Here is a 16,759-nt window from a genome sequence, read left to right as displayed (position 1 = left end):
AATGAAACGGGCCAATAATCTCAGACACAACAACACCCTCCTAAGGGAAAGTGTTGCAACGACCCTCTGAACTCGGCGTGGCCAGAGATCAAAAATCCGCCCCACCCGAAGGTGGAGCGGACTCTTTAAAGCTCTACTGAGCGGTTACGGGGTATCGATTACTCGATAACCTTGGTAACGCGGCCAGCGCCGACGGTGCGGGAGCCCTCACGGATAGCGAAGCGCAGGCCCTCGTCCATAGCGACCGGCTGGATGAGCTCAACGGACATCTCAACGTTGTCGCCAGGCATAACCATCTCGGTGCCCTCTGGCAGGTTAACAACACCGGTAACGTCAGTGGTACGGAAGTAGAACTGCGGGCGGTAGTTGTTCATGAACGGGGTGTGGCGGCCGCCCTCTTCCTTCTTCAGGACGTAGACGGAACCCTCGAACTTGGTGTGCGGGGTGTAAGCGCCCGGCTTGATAACAACCTGGCCACGCTCAACGTCCTCACGCTTGGTACCACGCAGAAGCAGACCACAGTTGTCGCCAGCCTCGGTGTAGTCCATCATCTTGCGGAACATCTCGATACCGGTAACGGTGGTGGTCTGGGACTTCTCCTGGATACCGATGATCTCAACGTCCTCGTTGACGTTCAGACGGCCACGCTCAACACGGCCGGTAACAACGGTACCGCGGCCGGTAATGGTGAAGATGTCCTCGATAGGCATCAGGAACGGCTGGTCGGTAGCGCGCTCCGGATCCGGGATGGAGTTGTCGCATGCTTCCATCAGGTCAACGACGGACTGTACCCACTTGTCATCGCCCTCGAGAGCCTTCAGAGCGGAGATGTGAACGATAGGAGCTTCCTCATCGTAGTCCTGCTCTGCGAGCAGCTCACGGATCTCCATCTCAACGAGCTCGATGATTTCCTCATCATCAACCATGTCGCACTTGTTCAGTGCAACGAGGATGTAAGGAACGCCAACCTGGCGAGCAAGCAGAACGTGCTCGCGGGTCTGCGGCATCGGGCCATCGGTTGCAGCAACAACCAGGATAGCGCCGTCCATCTGAGCAGCGCCGGTAATCATGTTCTTGATGTAGTCGGCGTGGCCCGGAGCGTCAACGTGTGCGTAGTGGCGCTTCGGGGTGGAGTACTCAACGTGGGAGATGTTGATGGTAATACCGCGCTCCTTCTCCTCAGGAGCCTTGTCGATCATGTCGAACGCGAATGCCTCGTTCTCCTCAGGGTACTGGTCAGCCAGAACCTTGGTGATCGCTGCGGTGGTGGTGGTCTTGCCGTGGTCGACGTGTCCGATGGTGCCGATGTTCACATGCGGCTTCGTACGCTCGAACTTCTCCTTTGCCACTGTATGTCCTCCTGGACTATATGGTGGCTACGACCTTCGCAGCCACGTGGTTGACAGTTGTCATTGGCACCCGACCCACAGTATGTGGGGCAAAGCGCTAATGACGCTTTCTTTACGTGCCAGTTACACGATCCTAGATTTATGTCGCGGTTTTTTCAAACCGCCGTTATAGGAGGTAACCCCGCGAAAAATCGCGGCCATTTCCCTCGACAAGAATCTTTGAAAAGGATCCTGGGAGGGTAACGGCCGGCTCAATTCACAACTTAGAGGCCCAAGCTGCAAACTCAGCCCGCCGCTACCCTGGCCCAGTTGTCCCGCCCCGCGGCGGGTCTGGCATCTACTGGCGAAGAGTACCAGCCCGACTAAACCGCGGAGGAGACGGGGCTAGCGCTTAGTTAGCGCCGCCGGTGCGCTCCTCGATGATCTCCTGTGCCACGGAGGAAGGAACCTCTGCGTAGGAATCGAAGACCATGGTGAAGTTTGCGCGGCCTGCGGTGGAAGAACGCAGGTCACCGATGTAACCGAACATCTCGGACAGCGGCACCTTAGCCTTAACAACCTTCGCACCGGAGCGGTCATCCATAGCGAAGACCTGGCCACGACGGGAGGAGATGTCACCGTTAACGGTACCCATGTACTCCTCAGGGGTAACAACCTCAACGGCCATCATCGGCTCGAGCAGAACTGGCTTAGCCTTGGCCATTGCTTCCTTGAAGACCTGGGAGCCGGCCAGCTTGAAGGCCATCTCGGAGGAGTCAACGTCGTGGTAAGCGCCGTCTTCCAGGGTGGCCTTGATGTTGACCATCGGGAAGCCTGCCAGGTAGCCGTACTGCATTGCGTCCTGGATACCAGCGTCAACGGAAGGAATGTATTCCTTCGGAACGCGGCCACCGGTAACGGCATTCTCGAATGCGTAGGTTGCGGACTCGCCCTCTTCCAGGGTCTCTGGGTCCGGGTTGTACGGCTCGATGGTGCAGATAACCTTAGCGAACTGGCCGGAACCACCGGTCTGCTTCTTGTGGGTGTATTCCATGGACTCAACCTTCTTGCGGATGGTCTCACGGTATGCAACCTGCGGGTTACCGATGTTTGCCTCGACCTTGAACTCGCGCTTCATGCGGTCAACCAGAACGTCGAGGTGGAGCTCGCCCATGCCGCCGATAACGGTCTGGCCGGTCTCTTCATCCAGCTCAACGGTGAAGGTTGGGTCCTCAGCAGCCAGCTTCTGAATTGCGTTACCCAGCTTCTCCTGGTCGGCCTTGGTCTTCGGCTCGATGGAAACCTTGATAACCGGATCCGGGAAGTCCATGGACTCGAGGATGATCTGGTCATCCTTGTCACACAGGGTGTCACCGGTGGTGGTCTCCTTCAGGCCAACAACTGCGTAGATGTTGCCGGCGTCTGCCTGCTCAACAGGGTTCTCCTTGTTGGCGTGCATCTGGAAGAGCTTACCGATGCGCTCCTTCTTGCCCTTGGTGGAGTTCATAACCTCGGTACCCGGGGTTACCTGGCCGGAGTACACGCGGATGAAGTTCAGCTGGCCGAAGAACGGGTGGGCTGCAATCTTGAAAGACAGTGCGGAGAAGGAAGACTCCACGGAAGGCTTACGGGTGAGCTGGTTGTCCTCGTTGCCCACCTCGTGGCCGATAACCTCGCCAACGTCCAGCGGGTTAGGCAGGAAGTCAACAACAGCGTCCAGCAGCGGCTGCACACCCTTGTTGCGGTAAGCGGTACCGCAGTAAACCGGGTAAACCTCGGAGTTGATGGTCAGCTTACGGATGCCGGCCTTGAGCTCTTCAATGGTCAGCTCCTCGCCGCCGAAGTACTTCTCCATGAGCTCTTCATCGGACTCAGCAACGGTCTCAACCAGCTTCTCGCGATACTCTGCAGCCTTGTCCTTGAGGTCCTCAGGGATCTCTTCGTAGGTAGGCTCAGCACCGGTCTCGACCTTGCCGCGCCAGGTGATAGCCTGCATGTTCAGCAGGTCAACGACGCCGTCGAAGTCATCCTCAGCGCCGATAGGCAGCTGCATAACCAACGGCTTAGCGCCCAGGCGATCAACGATGGTGGAAACCGTGTAGTAGAAGTCTGCGCCCAGCTTGTCCATCTTGTTAACGAAGCAGATACGCGGAACGTCGTACTTAGCAGCCTGACGCCACACCTGCTCGGACTGCGGCTCAACGCCTTCCTTACCGTCGAAGACTGCGACGGCGCCATCGAGAACACGGAGGGAACGCTCAACCTCAACGGTGAAGTCAACGTGACCCGGGGTGTCGATGATGTTGATCTGGTTGTTGTTCCAGAAGCAGGTCACGGCAGCGGAGGTAATGGTGATGCCGCGTTCCTTCTCCTGTGCCATCCAGTCAGTGGTGGAAGCACCGTCGTGGGTCTCGCCCACCTTACGGTTGATACCGGTGTAGAAGAGAATACGCTCGGTGGTCGTCGTCTTACCAGCATCGATGTGGGCCATGATGCCGATGTTGCGGACCTTGTTCAGGTCCTTAAGCACTTCTTGTGCCACGTTTATACCCCAACTTAATAGTCGTCGACGCCGTGACCAGGTTTCTGGCTATGACGCCTGCATGGATAAGGTCATGTATATTTTTGCCACTATTTGGCCGTCCTCGGAGCAGCCTGCCCCTAGACTTCCATCGCTTCAGTGTACTGGACACTCCACGATGCCGCTGGACTGGGCAGGTATACCGCCCAGAGATCACACCCATTAGGGCAAAAAATGGCCCAAGCAAGAGATATGGAGTTTTGTGTTGCCGCGGCAGGAAAACTGCCGGCAGCCAGCGCGAAACTTGTTTCTCGTTGCTTGGGCCATTGATGTGGGTGCTGAAATTACCAGCGGTAGTGGGCGAAGGCGCGGTTGGCCTCTGCCATCTTGTGAGTATCCTCACGACGCTTAACGGAAGCGCCGAGGCCGTTGGAGGCATCCAGGATCTCGTTTGCGAGACGCTCGATCATGGAGTTCTCGCGACGCTGGCGGGTGAAGGTCACCATCCAGCGCAGTGCCAGGGTGTTAGCGCGGTCAGGGCGAACCTCAACCGGCACCTGGTAGGTAGCGCCACCGACACGGCGGGAGCGAACCTCGAGGTCTGGGCGGATGTTGCCCAGTGCCTTCTCCAGGGTGCCAACCGGATCGGTACCGGTCTTCTCGCGGCAAGCCTCGAGAGCGCCGTAAACGATGCGCTCTGCGGTGGACTTCTTGCCGTCCTGGAGGATCTTGTTGACGAGCATGGTTACCTGCTCGGAGTTGTATACCGGGTCCTTGACTACAGGACGCTTCGGAGCAGCATTCTTACGCATTGTTTATTACTGTCCCTTCTTTGCGCCGTAACGGGAACGTGCCTGCTTACGGTCCTTGACACCCTGGGTATCCAGAGCGCCGCGGATGATCTTGTAACGAACACCAGGAAGGTCCTTCACACGGCCGCCGCGAACGAGGACCATGGAGTGCTCCTGCAGGTTGTGGCCCTCACCCGGAATGTAGGCGGAAACCTCAATACCGGTGGTCAGGCGAACACGAGCAACCTTACGCAGTGCGGAGTTCGGCTTCTTAGGAGTGGTGGTGTACACGCGGGTGCACACACCGCGACGCTGCGGGGAACCCTTCAGCGCAGCGGTGGAAACCTCTTTACGCTTATCGTGGCGGCCCTTGCGGACCAGCTGCTGAATAGTTGGCATTTAACAGTCTTTCTGTCGAATCGCACCGAGACCAAAAGAAAAGAACCAAACATGCAAAAATGGGCGCTCTTTCCCGGGGCGCTGCCGCATGTCCAGAACTCTTTCCAAGGCCGGTGCCTTGTTAAGGATCAGACTCTTCACCGCGCGCCATTATGACACGCATAGTGAACTGACGTTTAGAGTAGCAAACCGACCGCGCTTAATACAAAACGCGATCGGCTGCTTCCTCCTGCTAGGACCATTCCCAGACCAGGTCCGCCTCGGCGGCCTTGGTAGCAAAGTACTCCTTTTCCTGTTCCTCCCACGTTTCAAACCACGGCTCGTAGCCAGGCTCGCGGGCGATGGCGCGTTCGCGGCGTTGGTCACGGGGGCCGTCGATAAGCACGCTCACTACCGCTCCCCTCTCCTTGGCCGCGGCAATATTGGCTGCGGTTACCGAGCCCACGCCTTCCACGATGAGATCATCGCGCACATCCAAGCTGGCCCAGTCCCCTGGGGCGCCTGCTTCCCAGTCCCAGCGCCAGTAACCGGGGTTCATGGTGCGCAAAACCTGCTCGGCCACCATGCCCGAGCCCTTATCCAGGCCATGCCAGCCGGGATAAAACTCATCGAGGTGCACCACCCGCCAATTGGTGCGCTCGGCCAGCGCGGCGGAGGTCCAGGTTTTGCCGGCGCCCGAGGGGCCGTCGATAAGCACGGTCACCGGCTTAAAGGCCCGCTTTCTGGCTGCGGCCAGCTTGACGATGTCCTCTAAAAGGCGCTCTTGTTGGCTATCTAAGTCCATGGTCGCTTAATCACTGCTTTCGCGGTTTATAGGCCGAAGAATCTCCAGGCCCCAGTGAGTACCGAAACTACCACCGGTACGAAAGCAAGGACGGCGCCGCAGGCCATAATCCACCCATCGCGGGCCCGCAGTCGCGACTCACGCGCCCACGAGCGCTTCCCACCGCCAGGCGGGGTACGGCCGAAACCGCGCGCCTCCATGGCGGTCGCCAACTTGCCACCGCGGCGCAGCGCAATCACCAAGAGCCCGAAGGACATGGTCAGCACATGCTGCAGCTTGCCGACGTCCGTCAGCCCCCTCGCCCTGCGCGCCATCCCCAACGACTGCCAGTCGGACTGGAAGAGCGTCATCATACGCACGCCGGCGACCGCACCAATAACAAAGCGCGAGGGCAGCTTGAGGATCTGCGAGAGCGCATCCCCCAACTCCGTCGGATCAATATCGCGGGCTAAGACCACCATGGGCAGCGCCACAGCAAAAACGCGCAGCGTAATGGCGATAGCGAGGGTTAGCGAGTTCTGTGTGACCGCAATGAGCCACCAACTGAAATACTCCTTGCCACCTGGCTCGCCGTATAACAGCATGGAAATACCGGAAATCGGCGCGATGAGAAACAGGAACCAACCGGCCTTAAATAGCCGCACCCACGACACTCCGCAAAGCGGGGCGAAGGTCAGCGTCAACGCCAGCGACACCGCAGCCGAAACCCAGTCAATGGAGGCCAATAGTGGGGTAACCCAGATAAACATCAAAAAGATGCGACTAAGCGGGTTAGCCCCGCGCAAAAGATTAGGCACCGTGAACCTCCACTCGGTGATCCCCCAAGGCCTGGATAAATAGCGGGTCATGGGTAATCGAGGCGATGGTGGTGCCATCATCTGCCAATTGCCGCAGCAAGCGCACCAGCTCCACAAAGGTCTGGGGGTCTTGCCCAAAGGTGGGCTCATCCAAAAGCAGCACCGACGGCGCGGTCACCAAGGCAGTGGCCACTGACAGGCGCCGTTTCTCGCCGCCCGAGAGCGTAAACGGGTTGGCCTCCAAGAGATGCTCCAGCCGCAGTGATTCCACAAGCTGCGCGATCCTCTCCTCCGGCGGGTCCACGCGCATTACCTTGGGCGCAACGCGCAGCTCCTCGGCTACCGTGCGGGCGACGAATTGGTGCTCCGGATTCTGGAAGACAAAGCCAATGCGGTCCGCCAGCTCCCGCGATTTCCAGCGTAGCGGCGACCCCTTGACCCCGCGACGTACGAAATCAGCGACCCCAATCTCACCTGATTCAGCCGGCAGCAACCCAGCCATGGTCATCAACCAGGTGGACTTACCCGCGCCATTCGGCCCGGTAATGACCGTGGATGCTCCCGCCGGCAGCGCAATCGTGCGCGGCGGGCCATAGCGGGTGACGAGGTCGGTACTCCACAGCGCGGCGTCGCGCCCTGCCAATTCGGCCTCGCCCATACGGCGCGCCTGCGGCAATCCTGCAACCTGGCGTCGCCGGGCCACCTCCGCGAAGGAAATGTCGGCCACGATGCGCCCGCGGTCCAGCTCCACTGCGCGGTCGAGCACGCCGTCCCACGCCGCGTGCTGGTGCTCTACCACCACGAGCGTCGCGCCGGTTTCTTCCACCAGCCTAGACACGGCGCGCACCACATCGCGTGCGCCGGCGGGGTCAAGGTTGGCCGTGGGTTCGTCGAGAAGCACTACGCCCGCCCCCATAGCGATGACGCCGGCGAGTGCCAAGCGCTGCTTCTGCCCACCGGAGAGCCGCTCGGTGGGAAAGTCCAGCGGTACAAAAGGACCCACCAACTCCTTGGCAGCCGCTACTCGACGCCAAATTTCCTCACGCGGGTAAGCCAGGTTTTCGCAGCCAAAAGCAATATCGTCCCCCACACGCGCGGAGATCACCTGCGAATCCGGATCCTGGAGCACCAGCCCTACCGGGATGGAGCACCCCGGTTCCTCCACCATGCCGCTGGAGTCTTCCAGAAGTATCTCGCCCGTGCGGGTGCCCTCCTCGTCGGAGCCGAGCACTCCAGCCATCGCAGCCAGCAAAGTAGACTTACCCGATCCCGAGTCGCCGCAGAGAAGCACGCGTTCACCTGGCTCAATGACCAAGTCAATATCGGCCAAGGCCGGCTGCTTTCGCCCTGCATGGGTCCACCCAAAGCCTCGGGCGGTTATCTTGGTGGCGTTTCCCGCCAGCGTCGAAAAATCAGACACCGAAACAACTCGCCCTAAGCACGCTGTTCACGGCCTGCGGCAAAGCGGTCCAAAGCACCGGTCTTTGCCAACGCCTTGACCACAAAGTAGCCCAACGCACCGGCCAAAATAGCACCGGAAACGCTCAGCGTAGCAAGGTAAATAACTTTGAATTCAAAGCTACGCGCCAGGTTGCCGGAGAGAAATAGCTCCAGAACAAAAGCACCCCAACCGGCAGCCATGCCGGCTAAAATAGACACGCCCAGACCAAACTTACGGTAGAGGAAAATGGCCAGGATGATCTCCACACCAATGCCCTGCGCGAGGCCGGAGTACAAGGTGCTAATGCCCCACTGGGAGCCCAGCACCGCCGATACGGTGGCGGCCAATACCTCAACATAGATGGCGGCACCTGGCTTCCGAATAATCAGGCCACCAAGCACGCCACCGATAAGCCAAATACCCGTAGCGATACCCCCCAGACCCGGTGTCACGGCATCCATGGCCTCAAACCAGGCATAGCCCACCGCATTCCACCCTAGGAACACAAAGCCACAGGCCACACCCAACACGGATGCCACCACAATATCGACCACGCGCCAATTCAGGCTGCGCTTCGGGGCAGCGGACACACGTGTATTAGTAGTCATAATTTCCTCCCTCTCGCCGGCATTATCCGGATCAGGTTCAACGGTTCGCCACAATTTCTGTGGCATCTCAGCCCGACACAGCTGCACAACAGAGCAGCGCGCAAGCACCCGTGAAATGTGCAGTTTTCAATGACTTAGGCCGCACTCCTTTAAAGTGGCTGGCCAAAAGCTGCATTCATACTAGCAAAGCAGTTTAGCGGTGCGCCCTAGACATCGAAACAGCCCCGCCTTCCTACCGTTCAGGAAGGCGGGGCCATTTATTTCCCGCATTAACGCAAATTGAACTGCATGTTAGAAGGTGAAGTCCTCATCCAGCGGGACGGAAGCGCCGGTGAATTCACCGAAGCCGTCATCGCCATAGATGGAATCGCCATAAGTCGGAATCGAGTATGCAGCATTGCGCGCAGCCTCGGTCGGCTTAACGGAGATATTGCGGTAACGAGAAATACCGGTACCAGCCGGAATCAGCTTACCAATGATGACATTCTCCTTGAGGCCAATGAGCTTATCGGAGCGCTTATTAATAGCGGCGTCGGTAAGCACGCGAGTGGTCTCCTGGAACGATGCAGCGGACAGCCAAGACTCAGTAGCCAAGGAAGCCTTGGTAATACCCATGATCTCCGAGCGCAGCTGAGCCGGCTCACCGCCCTCTGCAACCTGGGCAGCATTGAGCTGCTTAGCCTCAGAAAGGTCAATGAGATTACCCGGCAACAAGTCCGTGGTACCCGCATCAATGACGGTACCGCGGCGCAGCATCTGGCGGATGATGATCTCAATGTGCTTATCGTGAATAGCCACACCCTGGGTACGGTACACAGCCTGAACCTCGTTGATGAGGTGCTGCTCCACGCCACGGCGGCCGAGAACCTCGAGCACGTCGTGCGGGTCAGCCGCACCACGCATCAGGCGGTCACCGGTCTCAACATGGTCGCCGTCCTTGAGCGAACGCTCAATCATGGCGTCCGGGTTGGACTCCATCGGGCGACGAACCTGAGCCAGGCCCTGACGCTTGGAGAGCTTCTCATAAACCACATCATCAGAGCCGTCATCCGGCGTGATGGTCAAGGTCCAGAAGTTGCCCTCATCGGACAGGGAAACGGTGCCGTCAACGGAAGCGATTGGAGCGCGGTTCTTCGGGTTACGGGCCTCGAAGAGCTCCTGAACACGCGGCAGACCGCCGGTAATATCGCCACCGACACCACCCTGGTGGAACGTACGCATGGTCAGCTGGGTACCCGGCTCACCAATGGACTGTGCAGCCACAATGCCGACGGCCTCGCCGATATCGACAAGCTGGCCGGAAGCCATGGACTTGCCGTAGCACTTAGCACAAACGCCGGCCGGGGTCTGGCAGGTCAGCACGGAGCGAACCTTGACCTCGGTAACCTTTGCGTCAAGCAGCTTCTGGGTGAGCTCCTCGGTGAGGTCGGAGCCGGCCTCGGCCACAAGCTCGCCGTTGGCGTCCTTGACGTCGGTCGCGATAACACGGCCGGATGCGGAGGTCTCCCACAGCTCGGAGAGAACAACCTTGTCGCCGGATTCCTCGCCGATTGGGACGCGGACACCCTGGCGGGTGCCACAGTCCTCTTCGCGGACGATGACGTCCTGGGCCACGTCCACCAGACGACGGGTGAGGTAGCCGGAGTCAGCGGTACGCAGTGCGGTATCGGCCAGGCCCTTACGGGAACCGTGGGAGTTGTTGAAGTACTCCAGCACGGACAGGCCTTCGCGGAAGGAGGTCTTAATCGGACGGGTGATGTAATCACCGTGCGAGTTCACAACCATGCCCTTCATACCGGCCAGCGTCCAGATCTGACGCATGTTACCGGCAGCACCAGACTTCACAATCATCGGAATCGGGTTGTGGTCCGGGTACATGTTCTCGACGGCCTCACCGACGGTATCGGTAGCGTCCTTCCACAGCTCAACCAGGCGGTCGTAGCGCTCGCGCTCGGTCAGGGCGCCCTGCTCCCAGTACTTGCGCTCGATGCGCTCTGCTTCCTTCTCATAAGACTCAAGGATCTCGGTCTTATTCGGCAGAACCAGAACGTCAGACATGGTGATGGTCACGCCGGAACGGGTTGCCCAGTAGAAGCCAGCATCCTTCATGTTGTCCAGCACCTGAGCAACGGTGATCATCGGGTACTTATTGGCCAAGTCATTGACCACGTCACCGATGAGAACCTTGTTGCCGGAGCCGCCGCCTTTACGGACCATGATGCCCTCGAGGTACGGGTAGTTCCATGGCAGCAGCTCGTTGAACATGACGCGGCCGATGGTGGTGTAGCCCATCCATGCCTGGCCCTTGGACCAGCCATCTGGGAACTGCTCTTCCTCGATCTCCTTCGGCGGGCGAAGGTGATCGATGCGAACCTTGATCGGGGCCTGCAGGCCAACGGTGCCGCGGTCATAGGCCATGAGAGCCTCGGCGTAGGAGGAGAAGACACCAGTTGCTGGCTTGTCCTCTTCTGCCTCGCGGAAGCGGCCGTTGCCACCGATCTCATCCTCGGACTTGTCCATGGTCAGGTAGTACAGGCCGGTAACCATGTCCAGACGTGGCATGGCCAGCGGCTTACCGGATGCCGGGGACAGGATGTTGTTGGACGCCAGCATCAGGACGCGGGCCTCAGCCTGTGCCTCAGCGGACAGCGGCAGGTGAACTGCCATCTGGTCACCGTCAAAGTCGGCGTTGAACGCCTCACAAGCCAGCGGGTGCAGCTGAATAGCCTTACCCTCAACCAGCTTCGGCTCGAAGGCCTGAATACCCAGGCGGTGCAGCGTAGGTGCACGGTTAAGCATCACTGGGTGCTCAGAAATGGCCTGCTCCAGAACGTCCCACACCTCAGGGCGCTGGCGCTCAACCATGCGCTTGGCGGACTTGATGTTCTGGGCGTAGTCATTTTCTACCAGGCGCTTCATAACGAACGGCTTGAACAGCTCGAGCGCCATGAGCTTCGGCAGACCACACTCGTGCAGCTTCAGCTGCGGACCAACGATAATAACGGAACGGCCGGAGTAGTCCACGCGCTTACCCAGCAGGTTCTGGCGGAAGCGGCCCTGCTTGCCCTTGAGCAAGTCAGACAGGGACTTCAGCGGACGGTTGCCCGGGCCGGTAACCGGACGGCCACGGCGGCCGTTATCGAAGAGCGCGTCCACAGACTCCTGCAGCATGCGCTTCTCGTTGTTCACGATGATCTCTGGAGCACCCAGGTCGATCATGCGCTTCAAACGGTTATTGCGGTTGATCACGCGGCGGTAGAGGTCGTTCAGGTCGGAGGTAGCGAAGCGGCCACCGTCCAGCTGCACCATCGGGCGCAGCTCTGGCGGGATAACCGGGATGGCGTCCAGCACCATGCCGGCTGGGTCGTTGCCGGAGCGCAGGAAGGCAGCAACGACCTTCAGGCGCTTCAGGGCACGCATCTTCTTCTGGCCCTTGCCGTTGTTGATGATCTCGCGCAGTTCCTCGGCCTCAGCCTCGAGGTCGAAGTTGCGGACCAGGGTCTGGATGGCTTCTGCACCCATGCCGCCGGTGAAGTAATCCTCGTAGCGGTCAACCAGCTCTTCGTAGATGGTCTCATCGATGATCATCTGCTTTGGAGCCAGCTTGATGAAGGTGTTCCAGATTTCATCCAGGCGGGCGATCTCGCGCTCACCGCGCTCGCGGATGTGCTGCATCTCCTTATCGGCAGCGTTCTGGACCTTCTTGCGGGCATCTGCCTTGGCACCGGCTGCTTCCAGCTCAGCCAGGTCAGACTCCAGCTTGGAGGCGCGCTCTGCGATCTCGGACTCGGTATCGTCCTCAACGTCCTTCTTCTCCAGAAGCATCTCTGCTTCCAGAGTGGACTGGTCATTGTGGCGAGCCTCTTCATCCACGGAGGTGATGATGTTGGCTGCGAAGTAGATGATGCGCTCGAGATCCTTCGGAGCCAGGTCCAGCAGGTAGCCCAAGCGGGAAGGAACGCCCTTGAAGTACCAAATGTGGGTTACCGGAGCAGCCAGCTCGATGTGGCCCATGCGCTCACGGCGAACCTTGGACTTGGTCACCTCAACGCCACAGCGCTCACAGATGATGCCCTTGTAGCGGACGCGCTTGTACTTGCCACAAGCGCACTCCCAGTCACGGGTAGGGCCGAAGATGCGCTCGCAGAAAAGGCCGTCCTTCTCCGGCTTCAGGGTGCGGTAGTTAATGGTCTCAGGCTTTTTGACCTCGCCCTTGGACCAGCGACGAATATCGTCTGCGGTGGCCAGACCGATGCGGAGCTCGTCGAAGAGATTTACGTCAAACACGTAATGTCTCCCTTTCATCCTCGTTGTCGAGGAATTGATGGCTTTCTATGAATGAAACGTTTATGCCCAGCCGCGGGGATTTCCCCGCGGTGGACCAAGAAACTAACTAGGCGATGTCAGCGGAGGAGCCCTCATCGCGGGACAGGTTAATGCCAAGCGATGGGCTATCCATGTCATCGTCATCAGAGCCAGACAGCTCCATCGGCGTGCCGTCGGTGGAGAGAACCTCCACGTTCAGGCACAGGGACTGCAGCTCCTTGAGCAACACCTTGAAGGACTCAGGGATGCCCGGGTCTGGAATATTGTCGCCCTTAACAATGGCTTCGTAGACCTTCACGCGGCCAACGACGTCATCGGACTTGATGGTCAGCAGCTCCTGCAGGGTGTAGGCAGCGCCGTATGCCTGCATTGCCCACACCTCCATCTCGCCGAAGCGCTGGCCACCGAACTGGGCCTTACCACCCAGCGGCTGCTGGGTAATCATGGAGTAAGGACCGGTGGAACGGGCGTGAATCTTCTCATCGACCAAGTGGTGCAGCTTGAGCATGTACATGTAGCCGACAGAGATCGGGTACTTGTATGGCTCGCCCGAGCGGCCGTCGAAAAGCGTGGCCTTGCCATGCTCATCCACCAGCACATCGCCGTCGCGGTTAGGACGGGAGGAAGCCAGCAGGCGCTCGATCTCGTGGTTGGTAGCACCGTCGAAGACCGGGGTGGCGGTCAAGGAATCCGCAGGCACGTCATAGAGCTCTTCCGGCAGGGTCTTGAGCAGCTCGGCGTTCTTCGGATCCTCGGTATCGACCTTCCAGCCAGCGTGTGCCAGCCAGCCCAAGTGAACCTCGAGGACCTGGCCAATGTTCATACGACGCGGCACACCGTGGGTGTTAAGCAGGATGTCCACCGGGGTGCCGTCTTCCATGAACGGCATATCCTCTGGCGGCAGGATCTTGCCCACAACACCCTTGTTGCCGTGGCGGCCGGCCATCTTATCGCCGTCCTGGATCTTGCGCTTCTGGGCAACGTAGACACGAATCATCTCGTTGACGCCAGGGGCCAGATCGTCATCATCGTCGCGGGAGAAGCGAGCAACGCCAATGACCTTGCCTACCTCACCGTGCGGCACCTTCATGGAGGTATCGCGGACCTCGCGGGCCTTCTCGCCGAAGATGGCGCGCAGCAGGCGCTCCTCCGGGGTCAGCTCGGTCTCACCCTTCGGGGTGACCTTACCCACCAGGATGTCGCCGGCGCGGACGTCGGCACCGATGCGGATGATGCCGCGCTCGTCCAGGTCGCTCAGGACGTCCTCGGAGACGTTCGGGATCTCGCGGGTGATTTCCTCGGCGCCCAGCTTGGTATCGCGGGCATCGATCTCGTGCTCCTCGATGTGGACGGAGGTCAGGATGTCCTCCTCCACGATGCGCTGGTTGAGGATGATGGCGTCCTCGTAGTTGTGGCCTTCCCACGGCATGAAGGCAACCAGCAAGTTGCGGCCGAGGGACATCTCACCATTGTGGGTACCAGGGCCATCGGCCAGAACCTGGCCGGCTTCAACGCGCTCGCCCATGGAAACCAGCGGGGTCTGGTTGTAGTTGGTGCCCTGGTTGGTGCGCTCGAACTTACGCAGGATGTAGGTATCGCGCTGGCCCTCATCATCCATGATGGTGATGACATCAGCGGTGACGTTCTCGACCACACCGGCCTTCGGGGTGATGACAACGTCGCCAGCGTCGTACGCAGCGCGCTGCTCCATGCCGGTACCAACCAGCGGGGCCTCGGAGCGCACCAGCGGCACTGCCTGCTTCTGCATGTTCGCACCCATCAGGGCACGGTTAGCATCGTCGTGCTCCAAGAACGGAATCATGGCGGTACCCACGGAAACCATCTGGCGCGGGGAGACGTCGACGTAGTCCACACCGGCGGCGTCGGTAAGCCCGATGTCGCCGTCCTTCAGGCGGACCTCAATACGCTCGCCGGTGAGGTTGCCCTCTGCGTCCTGCTCGACCTCGGCCTGAGCAATTGCAAAGCGGTCCTCTTCATCGGCGGTGAGGTACTCCACCTGGTCGGTGATCTTGCCGTCCACAACCTTGCGGTACGGGGTCTCAATGAAGCCGAAAGCATTCACGCGGGCATAGGACGCCAGCGCACCAATCAGGCCAATGTTCGGGCCCTCAGGGGTCTCAATCGGGCACATACGGCCGTAGTGAGAAGCGTGAACGTCTCGCACCTCAATGCCGGCGCGCTCACGAGACAGGCCGCCTGGGCCCAGCGCGGACAGGCGACGCTTGTGGGTCAGGCCGGACAGCGAGTTGTTGTGGTCCATGAACTGGGACAGCTGCGAGGTACCGAAGAACTCGCGGATAGCAGCAGAGACCGGGCGCACGTTAATCAGGGAGGTCGGAGTGATGGACTCCGCGTCCTGGGTGGTCATGCGCTCGCGCACAACGCGCTCCATGCGGGACAGGCCGACGCGGACCTGGTTCTGGATGAGCTCACCTACGGTGCGCAGGCGACGGTTACCAAAGTGGTCGATGTCGTCCGTGTGCAGGGCGATCATCTCACCGTTCGGTGCCTTCATCTCGCGCTCGCCTACGTGCAGGCGGACCAGGTACTCGAGGGTGACGGCAATGTCTTCCTCGGTCAGGGTCATCAGACCATCGTGGTCGCCGCCGAGCCCCAGCTTGCGGTTGACCTTGTAGCGGCCGACCTTAGCCAGGTCGTAACGCTTTGCACGGAAGAAGGAGTTATCCAGCAAGGACTGAGCCAGCTCGCGGGTGGGCTGTTCGCCTGGGCGCTGCTTGCGGTAAATCTCCAGCAGTGCCTCATCGGTGTTCGCTACACCGTCAGACTCCAGGGTGGACATCATGAGCTCGGAGAAGCCGAAGCGATCCTTGATCTGCTCCTCGCTCCAGCCCAGTGCCTTCAGCAGCACGGTTACCGGCTGGCGGCGCTTGCGGTCAATGCGCACGCCAACGGTGTCGCGCTTGTCGACGTCGAACTCCAACCATGCACCGCGGGAAGGAATAACCTTCACGGAGTGCAGCGGGCGCTCGGTGGACTTATCGATCGAGCGATCGAAGTACACGCCCGGGGAGCGCACCAGCTGAGAGACGACGACGCGCTCGGTACCGTTCACGATGAACGTGCCCATATCCGTCATGATCGGGAAATCGCCGATGAAGACGGTCTGCGACTTAATCTCTTGGGTGTCGTTATTAATAAACTCTGCGGTCACGTACAGCGGCGCGGAGTAGTTGATGTCCTTTTCCTTGCACTCATCCACGGTGTTCTTCACCGGCTCAAAGCGCGGCTCCGACAAGGACAGGGACATATTGCCCGAGTAGTCCTCAATCGGCGAGAGCTCTTCGAGGATGTCCTCGAGGCCACTCGTCACGCGGGCGTCATCGCCGCGCTCAGCCTGCTCGCGCTCGCGCCACTCCGGCGCGCCGACGAGCCAATCAAAGGAATCAAGTTGTACGTCAAGGAGACCCGGCAGGGCGATAGGCTCGCTGATTTTTGCAAACGAGTATCGCTTCGGGGCTCCGGGGATATTGGCCACTGACTTGGTCTGGCGGGAGACTGCCAAGATGGGTCCTTCCAGCACCTCACGCGGATTGCCTGCTCGCCCTGGCCGACGAGCCGCAAAACCGCTGGTAATTCTAGCATTCGGTCTGCTGTGGAGTGTCTGGGTTCAGAATGCACAAAATCACCTTGTCAAGTCGGTTTTGCCATCACCGGCCTGAAAGGCTAAATGTGCACCGAAGATCCAGATTCCAGCGCAACGAAACAGCTTATAGGAAAAGACC

Annotated in this window: 10 protein-coding genes and 1 riboswitch; all 10 genes read right to left on the bottom strand. The window is 59.7% G+C overall.

The annotated features are described in order from the left end of the window. Nucleotides 1-158: 158 nt before the first annotated feature. The 10 genes from tuf to rpoB all read right to left on the bottom strand — a co-directional run bounded on the left by tuf (nt 159) and on the right by rpoB (nt 16,557). Nucleotides 159-1,349 carry an elongation factor Tu gene (tuf, locus tag QP941_RS08385; protein WP_284766029.1) on the bottom strand — a complete coding sequence of 397 codons (1,191 nt, stop codon included), beginning with the start codon at nt 1,347-1,349 and terminating at the stop codon, nt 159-161. A 391-nt stretch (nt 1,350-1,740) separates the two neighbouring features. Next, on the bottom strand, nt 1,741-3,870 hold the full coding sequence (gene fusA, locus QP941_RS08380) for an elongation factor G (protein WP_284868661.1): 2,130 nt from the start codon (nt 3,868-3,870) through the stop codon (nt 1,741-1,743). A 323-nt stretch (nt 3,871-4,193) separates the two neighbouring features. Beyond that, the gene (gene rpsG, locus QP941_RS08375) at nt 4,194-4,661 is read right to left on the bottom strand and encodes a 30S ribosomal protein S7 (RefSeq protein WP_005322865.1); all 468 of its coding nucleotides are present in this window, start codon (nt 4,659-4,661) and stop codon (nt 4,194-4,196) included. A 6-nt stretch (nt 4,662-4,667) separates the two neighbouring features. Next, nucleotides 4,668-5,039: a 30S ribosomal protein S12 gene (gene rpsL, locus QP941_RS08370; protein ID WP_005322866.1), complete on the bottom strand. Its 372-nt coding sequence runs from the start codon at nt 5,037-5,039 to the stop codon at nt 4,668-4,670. 232 nt (nt 5,040-5,271) lie between these two features. Then, nucleotides 5,272-5,823, bottom strand: coding sequence for an isopentenyl transferase family protein (locus QP941_RS08365; protein WP_284868660.1), 552 nt, complete (start codon nt 5,821-5,823; stop codon nt 5,272-5,274). Between the two features lie 26 nt (nt 5,824-5,849). Then, nucleotides 5,850-6,620 (bottom strand): energy-coupling factor transporter transmembrane component T family protein, encoded by a 771-nt coding sequence (locus tag QP941_RS08360; protein WP_250411672.1) that lies wholly within the window; start codon nt 6,618-6,620, stop codon nt 5,850-5,852. Beyond that, nucleotides 6,613-8,040, bottom strand: a complete 1,428-nt coding sequence (locus QP941_RS08355) for an ABC transporter ATP-binding protein (RefSeq protein WP_284868659.1) — start codon at nt 8,038-8,040, stop codon at nt 6,613-6,615. The genes QP941_RS08360 and QP941_RS08355 overlap by 8 nt, the downstream gene beginning before the upstream one ends. Before the next feature lie 14 nt (nt 8,041-8,054). Then, nucleotides 8,055-8,669 carry an ECF transporter S component gene (locus tag QP941_RS08350; protein WP_284868658.1) on the bottom strand — a complete coding sequence of 205 codons (615 nt, stop codon included), beginning with the start codon at nt 8,667-8,669 and terminating at the stop codon, nt 8,055-8,057. Further along, a riboswitch (TPP riboswitch) is annotated at nt 8,659-8,791 on the bottom strand. (Overlaps the previous gene by 11 nt.) 169 nt (nt 8,792-8,960) lie before the next feature. Next, nucleotides 8,961-12,956: a DNA-directed RNA polymerase subunit beta' gene (locus tag QP941_RS08345; protein WP_284868657.1), complete on the bottom strand. Its 3,996-nt coding sequence runs from the start codon at nt 12,954-12,956 to the stop codon at nt 8,961-8,963. Nucleotides 12,957-13,062: 106 nt separating this feature from the next. Further along, nucleotides 13,063-16,557 carry a DNA-directed RNA polymerase subunit beta gene (rpoB, locus tag QP941_RS08340; protein WP_005322877.1) on the bottom strand — a complete coding sequence of 1,165 codons (3,495 nt, stop codon included), beginning with the start codon at nt 16,555-16,557 and terminating at the stop codon, nt 13,063-13,065. Nucleotides 16,558-16,759: the final 202 nt, after the last annotated feature.

Source organism: Corynebacterium sp. MSK150 (assembly GCF_030229215.1).
Classification (GTDB): Bacteria; Actinomycetota; Actinomycetes; order Mycobacteriales; family Mycobacteriaceae; genus Corynebacterium.
This window is presented reverse-complemented; position numbering and strand designations above follow the sequence as displayed.